The sequence below is a fragment of the Cupriavidus sp. 2SB genome, assembly GCF_005503625.1.
Taxonomy (GTDB): domain Bacteria; phylum Pseudomonadota; class Gammaproteobacteria; order Burkholderiales; family Burkholderiaceae; genus Cupriavidus.
Genome location: NZ_SCMX01000071.1, coordinates 18019 through 33751, shown reverse-complemented (window position 1 = coordinate 33751; position 15733 = coordinate 18019). Strand labels below are relative to the sequence as shown.

The window sequence follows — 15733 nt, the reverse complement described above, 5'->3', positions numbered from 1 at the left end:
GAGATCATGCGTGTCAACGGCACGATGATCAACCAGAGCGAAGTGGCCGCCAAGTTCATGACGGGCCTGGGGTACAAGAAGTGGGCGATCATCCACGACACCACGGACTACGGTCTCGCGCGCCTCGGCGGCATCGGCAAAGCGCTTGCGGAAGGCGGGATCGTGCGTATCGACAAACAACTGCTCGCCCGTTTCCGCATCCTGCAGCACCACCAGGCCCAAATCCGGCAAGGCCATTTCAAGTGGATCGACGAGCCGCACCGCCACCACTTCATGCCGCCGCGCCAGCATCGCCAACGGCGCCTGCCAGCCCGGCGAACTGATGAAATCGGACACCACGAACAGCACCGAGCGGCGCCGCGCTACGGCACGGCCACGGTCCAGCAGATCGCTCAGGCGGGTATCGCCCGGCGATGCGGCAGGCGTTGCCTGCATGCGGTCGATCAGGTGCAGCAGATGCCGGCGCCCGGCGCGGGCCGGCACCACCGAGGCGGTGGCCTGTCCCGCGCCGCCGTCGAGCACCGCACCCACGCGGTTGCCGTAGCGCGTCAGCAGCATCGCCATGACGGTGGTGAAATCCGCCAGCACGTCGCGCTTGCGCACGGTGCCGGAGCCAAAGTCGATCGACCCGCTCAGGTCGAGCAGGAACCACGCGGCCACCTCGCGATCCTCCTGAAACTCGCGCACGTGCGGCTGTTGCAGCCGCGCGGTCACGTTCCAGTCGATATGGCGCACATCGTCGCCGGGCCGATACTCGCGCAGATCGGCAAGGTCCAGCCCGAAGCCCCGGAACAACGTGCGGTAGTCGCCTTGCAGCAGGCCGTCGAGCCGGCGCACGACCGTCCATTCCAGCCGGCGCAGCAGCGCGTCGGCGTGCCGGCCGGCCGGTGCGGCGGGCGGCGCCGCAGGCACAGGGGCGTCGGGCTCGCGCCGCCGCTTATCGAGCCAGCGCCTGAACATGGGATTCCAGCGGCCGTTCTGGCATCGGCAGCGCCTGCAGGATGCGGTGGACAAGCTGGTCGGCGGTCACGCCATCGGACATCGCCTCGTAGGACAGCACCAGCCGATGGCGCAGCACATCGGGCACCAGATCCACCACGTCCTCGGGCAGCGCGTAGTGCCGGGCACGCAGGAAAGCCAGTGCGCGCGCCCCTTCGATCAGGCCGATGGTGGCGCGCGGGCTGGCGCCGTATGTCACGTAGCGGTCCAGGTCCTCCAGCCCATAGGCGCTGGGCTTGCGCGTGGCCGCGACCACGCGCACCGCGTACTGGATCAGCCCGGGATCGACGTAGACCTTGCGGCACGCCTCCTGCAGGCCCGCCAGCTGCTCGGGCGTGGCGATGGCACCCACGCCGATACGGGGTCCCGTCACGCGGTTCACGATGACCACCTCTTCTTCCTCGCTTGGGTAGCCCACCAGCACCTTCATCATGAAGCGGTCCACCTGCGCCTCGGGCAGCGGATAGGTGCCCTCGGTCTCGATCGGGTTCTGCGTCGCCATGACCAGGAACGGTGTGGGTACGCGGTGGCTCTCACCCGCAATCGTGACCTGCTTCTCCTGCATCACCTCCAGCAGCGCGCTCTGCACCTTGGCCGGCGCGCGGTTGATTTCGTCGGCCAGCAGCAGGTTGGCGAACACCGGCCCGCGCACCGTGGAGAATTCGCCCGTGCCCTGGTTGTACATGCGCGTGCCGACGAGATCGGCAGGCAGCAGGTCGGGCGTGAACTGGATGCGCTTGAACGTGCCGCTCATGGTGCGCGCCAGCGTGTTGACCGTGAGTGTCTTGGCGAGTCCCGGCACGCCTTCCACCAGCAGGTGCCCGCCGGCGAGCATCCCCACCAGCACGCGTTCGAGAAAGTGATCCTGCCCCACCACCACGCGTTTCACCTCGAACAGCAGGCGTTCCATCAGGTTGGCGCTGTCCACAGCGTCCCGTGCTTGGTCGTTCATAGGCCCCCGCGTTTGTTTAGAAGGGTGAAGATCCGATGGCAGCGCCGGCGCTTTCGATGGTGATCGCAAAGCCGATGCCGATGAAGGTGCCGCTCTGATTCGGGTTGAGGATGGCAGTGACGATGCCCACCACCTCGCCATTCATGTTCACGAGTGGCCCGCCCGAGTTGCCGGGGTTCGCCGCAGCGTCGAACTGGATGAGCTTGTCGAGCTTTTGCCTGCGGTCCGGCGAGACGAACTCGCGGTCGAGTCCCGATACCACGCCCGCCGATATCGACGGCCCGATCCCGAACGGGAAGCCCACCGCCACCACCTCGCTGCCCGGCGCCAGGTCGTTGCTGGAACCGAGCACCGCAGCGGGCAGGTCATCGGGAATGGACACAGGCTTGAGGATGGCGAGGTCTTTCTCGGGAATGGCCTGCGCCAGCGTGGCGTCAGCCGTCTGGCCGTTGTGGAACCTCACCTGAATGCGCCGCGCATCGGCCACCACGTGGTAGCTCGTCATGATCATGCCGCTTTCGGTCACCACCACGCCGGAGCCGATATGGCCAGCCTCGTCACGTTCGGCAGGGCTTTCCTTCTGCGGATCGGCCTGTGCCGATTCCTCGCGCGGGGATGGTGCGGGGGCTGGCGCGGGCGTCGCCTTCTTCGACGGGCCGGGTGAGGCGCGCGGCGGCGACTTATGCTGCGGATAGGCTTGCGGCCCCTTGCGCGGGGGCGGCTCGCGCTTCGCCTCGGGGGACGGCGTTGCCTTGGCTGGCTTTTCCTTCGGGGAATAGCTCATGACCTCGACCACGGATTCGCGTACAGCTTCCGCCGCACGGGCCGGCCGCGATGGCAGGGTCTTGGTCTGTAGGGTGTGGAGCACGGCCGCGTCGATATCGGCCTGCGTCAGGGTCCGCTTAGCCGGCTGGGCCAGGTACAGGGAGGCGCCGCCGGCAGCGAGGGCAAGTGCAAGGGCTGCTGCGACACATCCGTAGATCGTCATCCGCTTCATGGCAGCCCTCCCTTCGTGCCCTGGAAAATACAGTACCATCCTCTTAACCACGCGCCAAGGAGCAGGGCATGCAGTTTCTCTGGCCACAAGTGCTCTGGCTGTTGCTGGCGCTCCCACTGCTGGTGGCCGCCTACCTGTATCTGATCGCCCGGCGCAAGAAGGGCGCCGTGCTCTATGCAAGCCTTGCATTGCCGCGCGCTGCGCTGGGTCCGCGCCAGCGCATCCGGCGTCATATTCCTCCTACGCTCTGCCTGCTTGGCCTCGCCGCTGCACTGATTGCGTGCGCACGACCCATGGCGACGGTCACGTTGCCTTCCGATGTCATCACACTGGTGCTGGCGATGGATGTCTCGCGCAGCATGGAAGCCACCGATGTGGCCCCGACGCGCATCACCGCAGCGCAACAAGCCGCGCGCGACCTGATTGTGGGATTGCCCGCCAGCGTGCGGCTGGGCATCGTGTCGTTTGCCGGCACAGCCACGGTGGTCCTGCCCCCCACGGGCAACCGGCAGGACATGATCGACGCCATCGACCGCTTTCAGTTGCAGCGCGGCACCGCCACGGGCAGCGGGCTGATCCAGTCACTGGCCGTGCTGTTCCCCGATGACGGCATCGACCTGGAGACGATCCTGTTCAGCACCGAAGCGTCGCGCTTCGGCGCCCGCACCGGTCCGCTGGACGAAGCCGCTGCCGCCGATGCCGCCCGCAAGCGCGAGCAGGAGCGCCCGCCCGTGCAGCCCGGCTCCTATCGCCATGGCGCGATCATCCTGCTCAGCGATGGCCGCCGCACCACCGGCCCCGATCCCATCGACGCTGCCCGCATGGCCGCCCAGCGCGGCGTGCGCGTCTACACGGTAGGTTTCGGCTCCGCGCAGGGCGGCGCCGCCGGCGAGCCCAGCCTGTCCTACTTCATGCAACTCGACGAACCTTCATTGCGCGCCGTGGCGACGATGACCGGTGGCGAATACTTCCAGGCCGGATCGGCAGCCGACCTGTCGCAGGTGTACCGCCAACTCAGTGCACGCTTCGCACTCGAACGGAAGGAAACGGAAGTCAGCGCCCTGCTTGCAGCGGCGGCGGCCGCGCTGCTGTTGCTGGCGGGCGGGTTGTCGATGATCTGGTTCCGGCGCTAGGGGCCCGCTGTGGCCCGGATCGCATGCGCGGTCAGCCCGCCTGCCCCTCTCCGTCGTCGCGCCGCCATTGCCGGCGTTGCGTCCACAGCCGTTTCAGCACGGGCAGGCCCAGTCTCCCCAGACGCCACCCGGCCCTGGCGTGCCCGTGCGTGTCCACGAGCAGACTCAGCGCGCGTGCATAGTCGCGCACCAGTCCGGGTGTCCACGCCATGGTCTTGCCGCGCTTGCGGATCTGCGCCGCCAGCCATAACTCTGGCGTCAGCATGACCTGCAGCAGCAAGCCCCACGTGTGGCGATTGCCGCGCTGCCGCATCAGCGCCCCTTCCACCGCAGCCTCCAGCGCACTGGCCACGCTGACCGCACAGTTCCGGTAGGTCAGGTTGTAGGTGGTGTCAGCGCTCCACGCGTGCCAGAAGCGTTCCAGTCGCGCGGCGTCGTAGTTGCGCAGATGCACGCGCGCCGTGGACTCTCCGCGCCGGGCCGCCTCGGACGCGTAATCCGACTCGAACATGCCGGCCACGTCGTTGTCCGCCGAGGCGCGCAACGCCTGCGTCACGCTTTCGGGCGTACGGCTCAGCGGTTCTGCCGGATCAAAGCTGATGTAGATGCCCTCGGGAGACTCCAGCGCCGTGTGCCCCGTCCAGATCGCGCCATTCGCGTCCACAGCCGCGATATAGCGATCGATCAGCGGCCGGCGGCGCAGCCGCTGCCCGGCGCCCGAGGGCGTCCAGACATGAACGGTCAGTGCCGGCGCGCCCGTGTCGGCCACCGGGGGCACGTGGCGGGGCGGCGGAAACAGCAGCGTCTTGGTGACCTTGTGCACGGGCGCCTGTTCGGCATCGGCCGCCCAGAGCGGCGGCGCGGTACGGCGCTCCTGCGGCTCCACCCGGCCCTGGCGGCGACGCGGACCGTGCATCAGGCTTTCGATGGTGGCGGTCTCCGGGACGCGCATGGCCCGGTAGGCCAGCATGACCATGCTCCAGCCGCCGAACAGCAGCCACATCGACAGCGCATAGGGCACGGTGCCCGCGTAATGTGTGGGCCAGGGCTGATAGAAGAAGATAGCAATCAGGATTTCCAGCACGCCCATGCCCACGGCCCAGCGCCATCGCGGAAACCGCACCACGCTGGCCGAGACGCACTGCAGCAGGCCATCGACCAGGAACAGCGTGCCGAAGATCATCGACAGCCAGAAATTGCCGTGATGGTGGCCCGCCAGCACCAGCGATGCTGCCAGGCAGAGCGACAGTGCCTTGAAGATGCGCATGGCACGCATGCCGCCGGCCCCGACAAAGGCCACCACAAGCGTGCCCACGCCGGCCAGGAGCAGCAGCATGGCGAACAGTTCCAGCGGAAAGAACCGCGCGCTGTCGAGGCCATCGACGAACAACGCCACGCCGGCCGCAAGAAACGCGATGCCGAGCCAGAACATCCCCCGCGCGCGCTCGCGCAGATAGTCGAACCCCAACAGGATCAGCACGAGGCGGATCATCGTTTCCCCAGGCGACGGTCTCCTCGCGGATTCTAGCCACAACGTTGCGCCTGCGCGACCTTGTACTACTATCGTCACATCGCCGCCGCCCGGCAGTGCCGGGCATGCCGGCCCTTCCGATGCAGGCCATCCGTCCCAGGAGAGACCCATGCAGTCAGCAGGCAGCCGGTTCATAGGGGTGGCAACGATAGTGACCGTGGCCTATCTCGCCGTCGGCGCCCTGTCGAGCGCGATGTCCGCCAGCGAGACGCAGGCCATCGCGGTCTGGCTGGCCTCCGGGGTCAGCTTTGGCGCCTGGCTGGCCTGTGCACCGGGCCGCCGGATGGCCGTGCTGGTGGGCACCGCCCTGGCGTCGCTGCTCTGGGGGCTGGCGGCCCATGACCTGGACGTGGTGGCCGCCGTCGTGTTCGCGGCCATCGAGACGGGCACCATTGCGCTGGGCGCGTGGATGGCCACGCGCGGCCAGCGCGAACCGCCACAGCCCTTGCTGCAGGCGGCCCTGATGGTGACCGGCGCCGTTGTCACCGGCGTGGTGGGCGCCACGCTGGCCAACGAGTTCTGGCGCTGGCTTCGGCCGGATACCCAGACCTTTGCCGCCGAGTGGCGCGCGTGGGCTTTCTCTACCATCGTCGGCATCCTGCTCGTCTCGCCCGTCATTACCGGTTTTCGTGGCTTTGCGATCAAGCGCTCAGGCGGCATGCCGATGAAGCAGTTCGGTGCGGGGGCGGCCATGTTTGCATTGTTCCTGCTGACCACACTTGTCGTATTTCATCGGAGCATGCACTTCCGGTTCGACAGCATCGCCCCTACCCTGACCTACCTGCCGATGCCGTTCCTGCTGCTGGCGTCGATGTTCTGGGGGCCGCGCGGCGGATCGGTGGCCACGTTGGTGGGCGCGGTGCTGATCATCTGGCTGACCGCCAACGGCGGCGGCCCCTTCGCGGCCAATGAGGGATTCCAGGGCGAAGCCGTGATCGAGGTGCAGGCCTACGTCTGGGTCTGGGCGGTGCTGCTGCTCGTGGGGCGCGCCCTCAACGAGGCGCGCCGGCTGGCGCTGACCACGGCCCGCGAGTGGCAGTTGCGCTACGAGCGCACCTTGCAGGCCACGGGCGTGGCCAGCGTGGAGTTCGATGCCGTCACCGGTGCGGCGGTCTGGGGCGAATCGGCCCATGCAGTGCTGGGACCGGAAGCTACCCAGTTGCGCAATATCCGCGACTGGCTCGACCGTGTGGACGCGGCCAACCGCCCCTTCGCACAGGCGGGCTGGGACGCCGTGGCCAGCGGCCGGCACGACACCAGCAACGACGCCTACGAGGTGCATCTCGACGGCCGCAACCTTCACGTCCAGGCACGCCTGGCGCCGGTACGCGGCCCCGATGGTGCCGTGGAGCGCGTGGCATGCCTGCTGCGCATGGCGAGCGGAGCGCAGCATGCGTGAACCCGGCGTGTTCCTGATCCATGGGCTCGGCGGCACCCAGTACGACCTCGGGTCCATGCACAAGCGGCTCAAAAACGCTGGCTTCGTCACCCACTCGCTCACGCTGCCGGGGCATGGCACGCAGCCCGAGGATCTGGCCGATGTGCGGGTCGAAGACTGGCTCGACGCCGTCCGCGCGAAGTACCTGGAAGTGCGCGACCAGCACGACGTGCTGCACCTGATGGGCATGTGCATGGGTTCGCTGCTGGCCGTGGAGACCGCCAAGCGCGAGCGCCACGCCAAGGGCAAGCTTGTGGTGCTGGCGCCGCCGGTCTACATCGATGGGTGGGCCACACCCTGGTATCGCGCCGCACGCGCCCTGCTCTACCACGTACCCGGCGTGCCGGCGCGCATGAAGGTTATGGAGGAAGACCCCTACGGCATCAAGAACGAGCAGTTGCGCGCCATCGTCAAGGCCAAGTTCGAGCGGGGCGAGAATTTCCACTATGGCTGGGTGCCGCTGGCCTGTATCCGCGAGGTAGACCGCCTGCGCGCATTCGTGATGAGCGGGCTCGAACGGATCGTCTGTCCGACGCTGGTCGTACACGCGCGCGAGGACGAACTGACCAGCCTGCGCTCGGCGTCCTATCTCGTGGAACATATCGGCGGCAAGACGCGCGCGGGACTCGCCCGGATGGTGGTGCTGGAAGACAGCTATCACATGGTCTGCGTGGACAACGATCGGGAAATCGTGGCGCGGAACGTACTGGAGTTCCTCGATGCCACCACGGCGGCGTCGCTGGGCATGGGACCGGTGGATGCCGCCATGGCGCCTGCCGACATCGTGACGCTGCTCGGCACGGTGCGCCAGTGGCTGGAAGCCGGCGATTTTGCCGCGCTCTTTGCGGCAGGCATTCCAGACTTTGCATGGTTGCAGCCGGGCGCCAACCGGACCTCGGGTGCGTGGCGCGGCAGCAAGGGACTGGCACGGCTCAAGCGCTGGGCGCAGTCGGACCCGCCGCTACGCTTCAGCGCCTTCGGCATACCAAGCCTGAACGCCGGCGTGGCGGTGCTGCCCGCAACGCTGCAGGCCGGCAACGCACTGGCCTCGCCGGGCGTACTGGCCGTGGCGCTGCGCGCGGGCAAGCTGCTCGAAGTGCGATGGTTTCCGGACGACGTAGCGGCGGAAGACCGTTACTTCGGCGGCGCACCCGCCACCGACGGGCCAACGGCACTGGAGAAGGCGTTTGCCGATGCCGCCGCCGGCTCCAAAACGCTGCGCCAGGCGCCGGACAACGACACGCTGCTGGCGCTGTACTCGCTCTACAAGCAGGGCAGTGTCGGCGACGTCACCGGCGAGCGCCCCGGCATGATGGACATGGTGGGCCGCGCAAAGTGGGACGCGTGGTCGGCCCGCAAGGGCACCGATGCGACGGATGCCATGCAGAAGTATGTCGAGCTGGTAGCGGAACTGAAGGCGCGGGAGACGGTGGCGGTGTAGGGTTGGTTTTGTTTGCTCCCCTCTCCCACTTCATGGGAGAGGGGAGCGCATAACAAGCGGCTTTGGCTTTACGACACGCACATCCCCACAATCGCGGATAATGCCGAACCTCCTTCCCTCCCCTGCTGTCATGCCCAGCACCACCCGCCGCCGCATCGACCTCACCACGCTGTTCCTGCTCACATTCCCGCCGCTGGCCTGGGCTGGCAATGCCATCGTCGGACGCCTCGCCGCTGGCACCATTCCGCCCATCACGTTGAATTTTGTGCGATGGGTACTGGCCGGGCTGCTGCTGGCGCCGTATGCATGGCGCGGCGTGGTGACACACCGTGCCGCGCTCCGGCAGCATGCGGGGGTGCTCTGCGCCATGGGTGCGCTGTCGATTGCCAGCTACAACGCGTTCCAGTATCTGGCGCTGACCACCTCCACGCCGATCAACGTCACACTGATTGGCGCGTCCACGCCGCTGTTTTTGCTGATCATCGGCGCATTGTTCTTTGGCGAACGTGTGAAAGGCTGGCACGTTGCCGGGGCGCTGCTGTGTCTGGTCGGCGTGTCGTTTGTGCTGGTGCGGGGCGAACTGGGACGCTTGGCGCAACTCGATTTCGTGGCGGGCGATTTGTTCATGCTGGCCGCCACGGTCACGTGGAGTGCCTACACATGGCTGCTGCGCAAGCAGCGCCCCGACCTGCCGTTGCCCGTACTGCTGTTCGCGCAGATCGTGGTGGGAGCCATCGTCAGCCTGCCGTTCACCGCGTGGGAACTGGCCACGCTCGATCATGCGCTGCACTGGAACCCGAAGGTCGCGGGCATCCTGCTCTATGTGGCCACCATCCCGTCGCTGATGGCGTACTTCATCTGGGATCGCGCCATCGCGCGGGCCGGTGCGCAGTTGCCGGTCTTCTTCATCACGTTGACGCCATTGTTTGCCGCCCTGCTTTCCACGCTGCTGCTGGGCGACTGGCCGCGCTGGTATCACGCGGCCGGACTGGTGTTCATTGCAGCAGGCATCGTCCTGGCGCAGCGACGGTAGCCGCGCCAGTCTCCGGATTAGCGGCTCAGCGGCCCAGACTCAGGTCCATGATCATTCGCGCGCCCAGGTAGAGGCGCCGCGGGATGGCATCGATGACGATGTACTCATCCGAGTTGGTGTGATAGCCGACGCCGGGCAGCCCCATGCTTTCCAGCACGGGCTTGCCTGACAGGGCCGCATAGGCGGCATCGCTGCCGCCACCCGTGCGGACCTCCGAGACGGCGATCTGCCCGCCCACTTCGGCGTAGATGGACCGGCCCTTGGCCGCCAGCGCCCTGCCTGCGTCGGAAGCATTGAACGCCGGGCGTCCCCGCAGCACATCGATCGTGATCTCCGAGCCCGGCAGGAATTTCTGCTGCGCGCGCTCGTTCAGCATCGACGTGATCGCATCCAGATCCTGGTTCCTGCCATAGCGCATGTCGGCGGTCAGCGTGGCCTGCGCGGGAATGGCATTCGAGGCCGAGCCCGCGGAAGCCAGTGTCCAGTTGAAGCGGATCTCGCGATCCTTGTTGTCGATATCCTGCGTGCGCAGGATCAGGCTGGCGGCTTCGGTCAGCGCGTTGACACCGGCTTCCGGTGCCACGCCAGCGTGCGAGGCTTTGCCGTGGATGGTAGCCGTGGCGTGGGCGATGCCCGAGGTGGCCAGACCGAAGCCTTCATTGGATGCCAAGGCTGGCTCGTGCGACAGCACGTAGTCATGGTTGGCCGACAACGTCTGGATCAGGTCGCGCGAGCCGAACGAGCCGGTTTCCTCGTCGGTATTGAACAGCACGGTCAGCGTGCCGTAGTCCCGGAAGCCACGCGCATTGAGCAGCGTCAGCGTGTGCAGGATCACCGCGATACCGCCCTTGTCGTCGGCGATGCCCGGCCCATAGGCGCGGTTGCCTTCCACGCGGAACGGCGCATTCGCCAGGAAACCGGGCGGATAGACCGTGTCCATATGCGCCATCAGCAGGATCTTGCGCGTGCCAGTGCCTTGTAGTGTGCCGACGATGTTCTGGCCCGCGCTGCCATCGGCGGTCTTGTGGCGCGTTACGGTGGCGCCGAGCGCGGTGAGTCGGCCTGCAAGGTAATCGCCCATCGCCAGCAGGCCGGTCTCGTTGCCGGGGCCGCTCTCGATGTTGACCAGTGCTTCGAGCGTGGCGAGCGCGCCGGCCTGCTGGCCCTGCGACGCCGTGTCGAGTGTGCTGTCGTAGGTAGGCGAGGCGGCCGAGGTATCGCCGCACCCACTGGAAACCAGCACCGCTGCGCCGAGCGCCAGCGCACCGAGTATGTACTTCCGCATTGCTTGTCACTCCTTGTCGAACCCTGCACGCGGCAGGAAAACGGGAATGCCGGCGCCGTGGCGCGCGGATCATCGCGCCGACGTCGGCGCGGGGATTTAGCCTGCAATGCGGAATTCGAAACTTGATGAGAAACAAGGGATAGGTCACGGACCCGGCAGATGCAACGTGGCAGCCAGGCCGCCCAGCGACGACTTGCCCAGCGCAAGTTCGCCACCATACAGCGTGCAGATATCGCGCACGATGGCCAGCCCCAGGCCGCTGCCCTCTGCGGCTTCGTCGAGCCGAGCGAAGGGCTGCACCGCGTGGCGCATGGCGTCGGCCGGCATGCCAGGACCATCGTCCTCGATGCGGATGTGCATGCGCCCTGCATCGCCGTCCAGCGTCACGCGAATCTCGCTGCGCGCCCACTGCCAGGCGTTGTCGAGGAGGTTGCCGAGCATCTCCACAAGGTCCTGCCGATCACCGGAGAACGCCGCCTCGCCATCGATGCGCACACTTACCGGCCGCTCGGCATGCAGGCGTTCCAGCGCGCGCGCCAGCGACGCCACCGCCGGCCGCACCGGCACGGCCGTGCCTCGCGCGGCACCGCCCGCCCCCGCTGCGCGGGCTCGCGCCAGGTGGCGATCCACCTGCTGGCGCATGGCGTCGAGCTGCTGCTGCACACCGTGCGAGGCAGGTTCGGGCAACGCCGCCGCACTGTTCGACAGGATGGCCAGCGGCGTCTTGACCGCGTGGGCCAGATCGGCGGCCTGCCGCCGCGAGCGTTCCACGGCCTGCCGGTTGCGCTCCAGCAACGCGTTGATCTCGTCCACCAGCGGCTGCACTTCGGCGGGAAATGTTCCCACCAGCTCGGAACTGGAACCCGCATGCAGCCCGGCCACGGCAGCGCGCAGGCGCGACAGCGGGGCCAGCCCGAAACGGATCTGCGCCCACACCGCGCCGAGGATGCCCACCCCCAATACGCCGAGCGAGAGCCACAGCAGATGCCGGAACGAGCGTTTGGCGTGGCGCAGTTCGGTACGGTCCAGCGCCACGGTCACGTCGATGGGTGTATCGGTGCCCGCCAGTTGAAGCTTGCGCGACTTTACGAGCAGCGACTGTTCGCGCGGACCGATGCGGATGTCGGCATCGCCGTGGCCTACGGGACGCTCCACCTGCGTGGGGATGTCCACGTCCCACAACGAGCGCGAGCGCAGCGTCTGGTTGCCAGCAGATGCCTGCCAGTACGCGCCCGAATAGGGCAGGTCGAAGCGCGGCTCCGCGGGCTGACGCGTAAGTTCCAGCGTGCCGTCCGCACGCCATTCCAGCGCACCTGCCAGGCTGGCGAGGTCGCGGTCCAGTTCCACGATGTAGGTGCGATCCACATGGCGACCGAACAGCGCGTCGAGTATCCATCCGGTGGTGCAGAGCGTGCCGGCGATCCACAACGCTGCAATGGCGAGCAGACGCCACGCCAGCGACTTGCGTATCACGCCGAGGCCTCCGGATCGCGCAGGCGATACCCCAGCCCCCGCACGGTCTCGATCACATCAACGCCAAGCTTGCGGCGCAGGCGTCCCACGAAGACCTCGATCGTATTGCTGTCGCGGTCGAAATCCTGCGCGTAGATGTGTTCGGTGAGAGTGGTCTTGCTGACGATCTCGCCCTGGTGATGCATCAGGTAATCGAGCACGCGCAACTCATGCGCGGTCAGCGACACGGGCGCGCCGTGCACGCTTACCTGCCCCGTACCGGGCACAAGCTGCACCGGGCCACAACCCAGCGTCGGCGCCACGCGGCCCGCCGAACGGCGGATCAGGGCGCGGATACGCGCCAGCAGTTCCTCGACGCGAAATGGCTTGGCAAGATAGTCGTCAGCCCCGGCGTCGATACCTTCCACCTTCTCCACCCAGCTATCGCGCGCGGTCAGGATCACTACCGGAACGGTATTGCCCGCCTGCCGCCAGCGCCGGAGCACCGACAAGCCGTCGAGCTGCGGCAGCCCGAGATCGAGCACCACAGCATCGTAGGGATATTCCGCGCCCAGGTGCGCCGCGTCGATGCCATCCGCAGCATGGTCGACGGCATAGCCGGCCTGTGCCAGCGCATGCGTGAGTTGCTCCGCGAGCACCGCTTCGTCCTCGACGATCAGGATGCGCATGGCGTCAGGGCTTGCGGGCGCTGTCGAGATCGCGGCCCTTGGCTTTGATCAGCTTGCCGTCACGGGCGTCGTATTCGAGCTTGGCCACGCTGCTGGTGGGCAGCAGGAGCTTGACTTCGTAGGTCCAGACGCCGTCGTCGCGATCGAGTTTTACATCGATCACATCGCCGGTGTACTGACGCGCCACCGTATCGAGAATGCGGGACAGAGGAAGGATTTCGCCGGAGCGCAGCGCGGCGCGGGCGCGGTCGGCATCGGGGTCCGCATGGGCCGGGCCCGCCATGCCCGCCACGCCGAGCATGGCGACGAGCACGCCGGTACGAGCCAGGCGGCTCAGGCTGGATACGTGCGGAAGGAAGGAAAGGTGCGGGGACGTCATGGGGCGCATTGTCGGGGTCGCAACCTGAACAGTACCTGAACAGGCCGCTCAGGCGCCATTCAGGTTGATCCCCGCATCATGCAGCCATGCTCAACGTCCTGCCCCCTGCCATGCCTCCTGCCATGCCCTCTTCCACGACATCAGACCGCCCCACTCGCCATGGCCATCGCATGAACCGGCTGGGCGTGGCGCTTGCCCAGTTCATGCCGCTGGCTGTGGCGATGGCTGTGGCGGGCCTGCCGTTCTGGTTCCAGACGGCAGGCTTCTGACGTGGCGAGGCTTCAGTCGATGCGTCAGTAGTAACCGCGCGGACGGGCCGGTTCCACGCCCCCCACGCTGGTCATGTACGTCTTCCACTGGGCAACCAATGCGTCGAGTACCGTCTGGTTGCTGGCGGACACGTCGGTGGTCTCGCCCCGGTCCGTCTTCAGGTCGAACAGCTCCCAGTGACCGTCCGCAGGACCACTCGGCGGCTCGGTCCACAGTGCCTTCCAGCGGCCATCGGCACTGCGCAACTGGGCGCGCCCATACGATTCCTCGCCAAACGCCGTGGTGCGCACCTCGCCCGCTACTTCGCCGCGCAGCAGCGGCAACAGCGACTGACCCGTGATGGGCCACACATTGCGGCCGTTGTAGACCACCTTGCCCTTGTTGGCATCCACGCCTGTCGAAGCATTGACGGCAGCCGGCGCGGCCTGCGTCGGCAACGCGACGCCCGCCACGTCCAGGAAGGTCGCGGTATTGTCGGTCACGTGCGTGAAGGCGTTCAGCGTCGGCTGTTGCGCGGTCTGCCCCGGCAGCTTGGCAATCATCGGCGTGGAGATGCCGCCCTCGCCCATGTAGCCCTTCAACTGCCGGAACGGTGCGGCGCTGACCTCGGCCCAGCGCAGGCCGTACTGAAGCTTGGGCACCGATTGCAACCCGTTGTCCTTGCCCAGCGCGGAGAACGCCGGCTCCTGCGCGTTGGCCGTGTCGTAGGCGGTGGGGTCGGTGCTGTTGGGCCAGCCCTCGGCGCCGTTGTCCGACTGGAACATGATGAAGGTGTTGTCGTACTCGCCGATGTCCTTCAGGTGCTGCACCAACAGGCCGATGTTGTAGTCCAGGTTCTCGACCATGCCTGCATAGATTTCCATGTAACGCGCCTGCACCTTGCGCTCGTCGGCGGACAGGCTCGCCCACGTCTTGTTGACGTAACCGGCACCGTAATCCGTGTAGCCTTGCGCGGGACCGTTCAGCGCATTGATGTACTTCGCACCCGCGGTGCCGTTCGCCGCGCTGCCCGCCGATGCGGTCAGCGTCTCAGGCGCGCCGCCAAACGCATTGAAGTCGGCGGGCAGGATGCCCAGCGTCTTCTGGCGCGCGATCCGTGCATTGCGGACGGCATCATAGCCCGCGTCATAACGGCCTTTGTATTTGCTCAACCAGGGTTCCGGCACCTGCAGCGGCCAGTGCGGCGACGTGTACGCGGCGTACGCGAAGAATGGCTTGCCGTCGGCCTTGTTGGCATCGATGTACTGGATCAGCTTCTGTGTGTAGAAGTTCGTCGAGTAGAACGTGGCAGGCGAGCCACCCGTGCCGCCCGCCTGGCCGGGCTGCCCCGGCTGCACATACTGGCCATCCTCGGTGTAGTTCTTCGAACCGGCAGCCTCATGCGCGAAGTGATTCGACGCGGCACCGCCCAGCAGCGCGTAGCTGCGCTCGAAGCCCCATTGGTCGGGCGTTTTGCCCAGCGATGCGGCCGATCCGGCGATCCCGTTGCCCAGGTGCCACTTGCCGGCCATATACGTGTGATAGCCAGCGTCTTTCAGCAGTTGGGCCACCGACAGCGAGCTGTCGTTCAGGTAGCCCTCATAGCCCGGCAAGCCCTTGCGCTCGTCGTTTGGCGCGCCCATGGTGCCTTCCCCCACGAGGTGGTGATCCGTCCCGGAGATCAGCATTGATCGCGTGATGGCGCAAACGGTGCCCGTGTGGTGGTTGGTCAGGATGCGGCCGGATGCCACCAGCGCGTCAAGGTTCGGCGTATCGATCTCGCCGCCGAATGCCTTGATGTCCGAATAGCCGAGATCGTCGGCCATGATGTAGAGGATGTTGGGGCGCTTCTGCGGCGTGGTCGGCGTTGGCGTGGCCGTGGTGCCGCCCCCCTTGGATGCGATGGGCGTGTTGTTATCCGAGCCGCAAGCGACCAGCCCCGCCACTGCGGCAGCGCTGGCGGCGACGAGTGCCAGCCGGGTAACAAGCGGAGAAGCAAGCGGCGCGCGGCGGCTCGACCGCGCGGATGGGGATGCGTGATGGAATGTCATTGTTGTGGTCACGGCCATGGGAAAGAGCAGCGATGCTATGACGTGGCGGGGCGCCGACGAAGCAACATTTCCGCATGCCGATCTTCGAAAAACGTGCTTGGGGC

14 protein-coding genes are annotated in these 15733 nt (G+C 67.1%); 5 read left to right on the top strand and 9 right to left on the bottom strand.

Annotation, left to right across the window (positions count from 1 at the left end; genetic code table 11):
• From FFS21_RS25355 to FFS21_RS25345, 3 genes are all read right to left on the bottom strand, one after another.
• Nucleotides 1–960: DUF58 domain-containing protein (locus tag FFS21_RS25355; protein ID WP_137927466.1), on the bottom strand; the 960-nt coding region annotated here is incomplete at its 3' end.
• On the bottom strand, nt 938–1951 hold the full coding sequence (locus FFS21_RS25350) for an AAA family ATPase (RefSeq protein ID WP_137927465.1): 1014 nt from the start codon (nt 1949–1951) through the stop codon (nt 938–940). The genes FFS21_RS25355 and FFS21_RS25350, both read right to left, overlap by 23 nt.
• A 16-nt stretch (nt 1952–1967) precedes the next feature.
• Entirely contained in the window at nt 1968–2948 is a 981-nt protein-coding gene (locus tag FFS21_RS25345) for a trypsin-like peptidase domain-containing protein (protein ID WP_137927464.1), read from the bottom strand.
• A gap of 68 nt (nt 2949–3016) precedes the next feature.
• Between FFS21_RS25345 and FFS21_RS25340 the strand changes: the two genes are divergently transcribed.
• A complete protein-coding gene (locus tag FFS21_RS25340; protein ID WP_137927463.1) occupies nt 3017–4081 on the top strand; it encodes a VWA domain-containing protein in 1065 nt (354 codons plus the stop codon).
• Between the two features lie 31 nt (nt 4082–4112).
• Here the strand turns inward: FFS21_RS25340 and FFS21_RS25335 are convergent, their stop codons facing one another.
• Nucleotides 4113–5573, bottom strand: a complete 1461-nt coding sequence (locus FFS21_RS25335; RefSeq protein ID WP_137927462.1) for an HdeD family acid-resistance protein — start codon at nt 5571–5573, stop codon at nt 4113–4115.
• Nucleotides 5574–5721: 148 nt separating this feature from the next.
• On the opposite strand from FFS21_RS25335, the gene FFS21_RS25330 reads away from it, so the two are divergent.
• From FFS21_RS25330 to FFS21_RS25320, 3 genes are all read left to right on the top strand, one after another.
• Nucleotides 5722–7011, top strand: a complete 1290-nt coding sequence (locus tag FFS21_RS25330; RefSeq protein ID WP_137927461.1) for an MASE1 domain-containing protein — start codon at nt 5722–5724, stop codon at nt 7009–7011.
• Nucleotides 7004–8491: an acyl-CoA-binding protein gene (locus FFS21_RS25325; RefSeq protein WP_249359639.1), complete on the top strand. Its 1488-nt coding sequence runs from the start codon at nt 7004–7006 to the stop codon at nt 8489–8491. Before FFS21_RS25330 ends, FFS21_RS25325 begins: the two co-directional genes overlap by 8 nt.
• Before the next feature lie 130 nt (nt 8492–8621).
• Nucleotides 8622–9524, top strand: coding sequence for a DMT family transporter (locus FFS21_RS25320; RefSeq protein ID WP_137927459.1), 903 nt, complete (start codon nt 8622–8624; stop codon nt 9522–9524).
• 25 nt (nt 9525–9549) lie between these two features.
• Here the strand turns inward: FFS21_RS25320 and FFS21_RS25315 are convergent, their stop codons facing one another.
• From FFS21_RS25315 to FFS21_RS25300, 4 genes are all read right to left on the bottom strand, one after another.
• Nucleotides 9550–10809: a glutamate carboxypeptidase gene (locus tag FFS21_RS25315; RefSeq protein ID WP_137927458.1), complete on the bottom strand. Its 1260-nt coding sequence runs from the start codon at nt 10807–10809 to the stop codon at nt 9550–9552.
• 144 nt (nt 10810–10953) lie between these two features.
• Nucleotides 10954–12282, bottom strand: coding sequence for a sensor histidine kinase (locus FFS21_RS25310; protein ID WP_137927457.1), 1329 nt, complete (start codon nt 12280–12282; stop codon nt 10954–10956).
• Nucleotides 12279–12950 carry a response regulator gene (locus FFS21_RS25305; protein ID WP_137927456.1) on the bottom strand — a complete coding sequence of 224 codons (672 nt, stop codon included), beginning with the start codon at nt 12948–12950 and terminating at the stop codon, nt 12279–12281. The genes FFS21_RS25310 and FFS21_RS25305 overlap by 4 nt, the downstream gene beginning before the upstream one ends.
• A gap of 4 nt (nt 12951–12954) precedes the next feature.
• The gene (locus FFS21_RS25300; protein ID WP_137927455.1) at nt 12955–13329 is read right to left on the bottom strand and encodes a PepSY domain-containing protein; all 375 of its coding nucleotides are present in this window, start codon (nt 13327–13329) and stop codon (nt 12955–12957) included.
• Nucleotides 13330–13415: 86 nt separating this feature from the next.
• Between FFS21_RS25300 and FFS21_RS25295 the strand changes: the two genes are divergently transcribed.
• The gene (locus tag FFS21_RS25295) at nt 13416–13598 is read left to right on the top strand and encodes a hypothetical protein (protein WP_137927454.1); all 183 of its coding nucleotides are present in this window, start codon (nt 13416–13418) and stop codon (nt 13596–13598) included.
• 24 nt (nt 13599–13622) lie between these two features.
• Here the strand turns inward: FFS21_RS25295 and FFS21_RS25290 are convergent, their stop codons facing one another.
• Entirely contained in the window at nt 13623–15629 is a 2007-nt protein-coding gene (locus tag FFS21_RS25290; RefSeq protein WP_137927453.1) for an arylsulfatase, read from the bottom strand.
• Nucleotides 15630–15733 lie beyond the last annotated feature (104 nt).

What these genes read in the sequence shown, in the direction of transcription:
- FFS21_RS25350 (WP_137927465.1), bottom strand. Translation starts at nt 1,951, where the DNA reads ATGAACGACCAAGCACGGGACGCTGTGGACAGCGCCAACCTGATGGAA.
- FFS21_RS25345 (WP_137927464.1), bottom strand. Translation starts at nt 2,948, where the DNA reads ATGAAGCGGATGACGATCTACGGATGTGTCGCAGCAGCCCTTGCACTT.
- FFS21_RS25340 (WP_137927463.1), top strand. Translation starts at nt 3,017, where the DNA reads ATGCAGTTTCTCTGGCCACAAGTGCTCTGGCTGTTGCTGGCGCTCCCA.
- FFS21_RS25335 (WP_137927462.1), bottom strand. Translation starts at nt 5,573, where the DNA reads ATGATCCGCCTCGTGCTGATCCTGTTGGGGTTCGACTATCTGCGCGAG.
- FFS21_RS25330 (WP_137927461.1), top strand. Translation starts at nt 5,722, where the DNA reads ATGCAGTCAGCAGGCAGCCGGTTCATAGGGGTGGCAACGATAGTGACC.
- FFS21_RS25325 (WP_249359639.1), top strand. Translation starts at nt 7,004, where the DNA reads ATGCGTGAACCCGGCGTGTTCCTGATCCATGGGCTCGGCGGCACCCAG.
- FFS21_RS25320 (WP_137927459.1), top strand. Translation starts at nt 8,622, where the DNA reads ATGCCCAGCACCACCCGCCGCCGCATCGACCTCACCACGCTGTTCCTG.
- FFS21_RS25315 (WP_137927458.1), bottom strand. Translation starts at nt 10,809, where the DNA reads ATGCGGAAGTACATACTCGGTGCGCTGGCGCTCGGCGCAGCGGTGCTG.
- FFS21_RS25305 (WP_137927456.1), bottom strand. Translation starts at nt 12,950, where the DNA reads ATGCGCATCCTGATCGTCGAGGACGAAGCGGTGCTCGCGGAGCAACTC.
- FFS21_RS25300 (WP_137927455.1), bottom strand. Translation starts at nt 13,329, where the DNA reads ATGACGTCCCCGCACCTTTCCTTCCTTCCGCACGTATCCAGCCTGAGC.
- FFS21_RS25295 (WP_137927454.1), top strand. Translation starts at nt 13,416, where the DNA reads ATGCTCAACGTCCTGCCCCCTGCCATGCCTCCTGCCATGCCCTCTTCC.
- FFS21_RS25290 (WP_137927453.1), bottom strand. Translation starts at nt 15,629, where the DNA reads ATGACATTCCATCACGCATCCCCATCCGCGCGGTCGAGCCGCCGCGCG.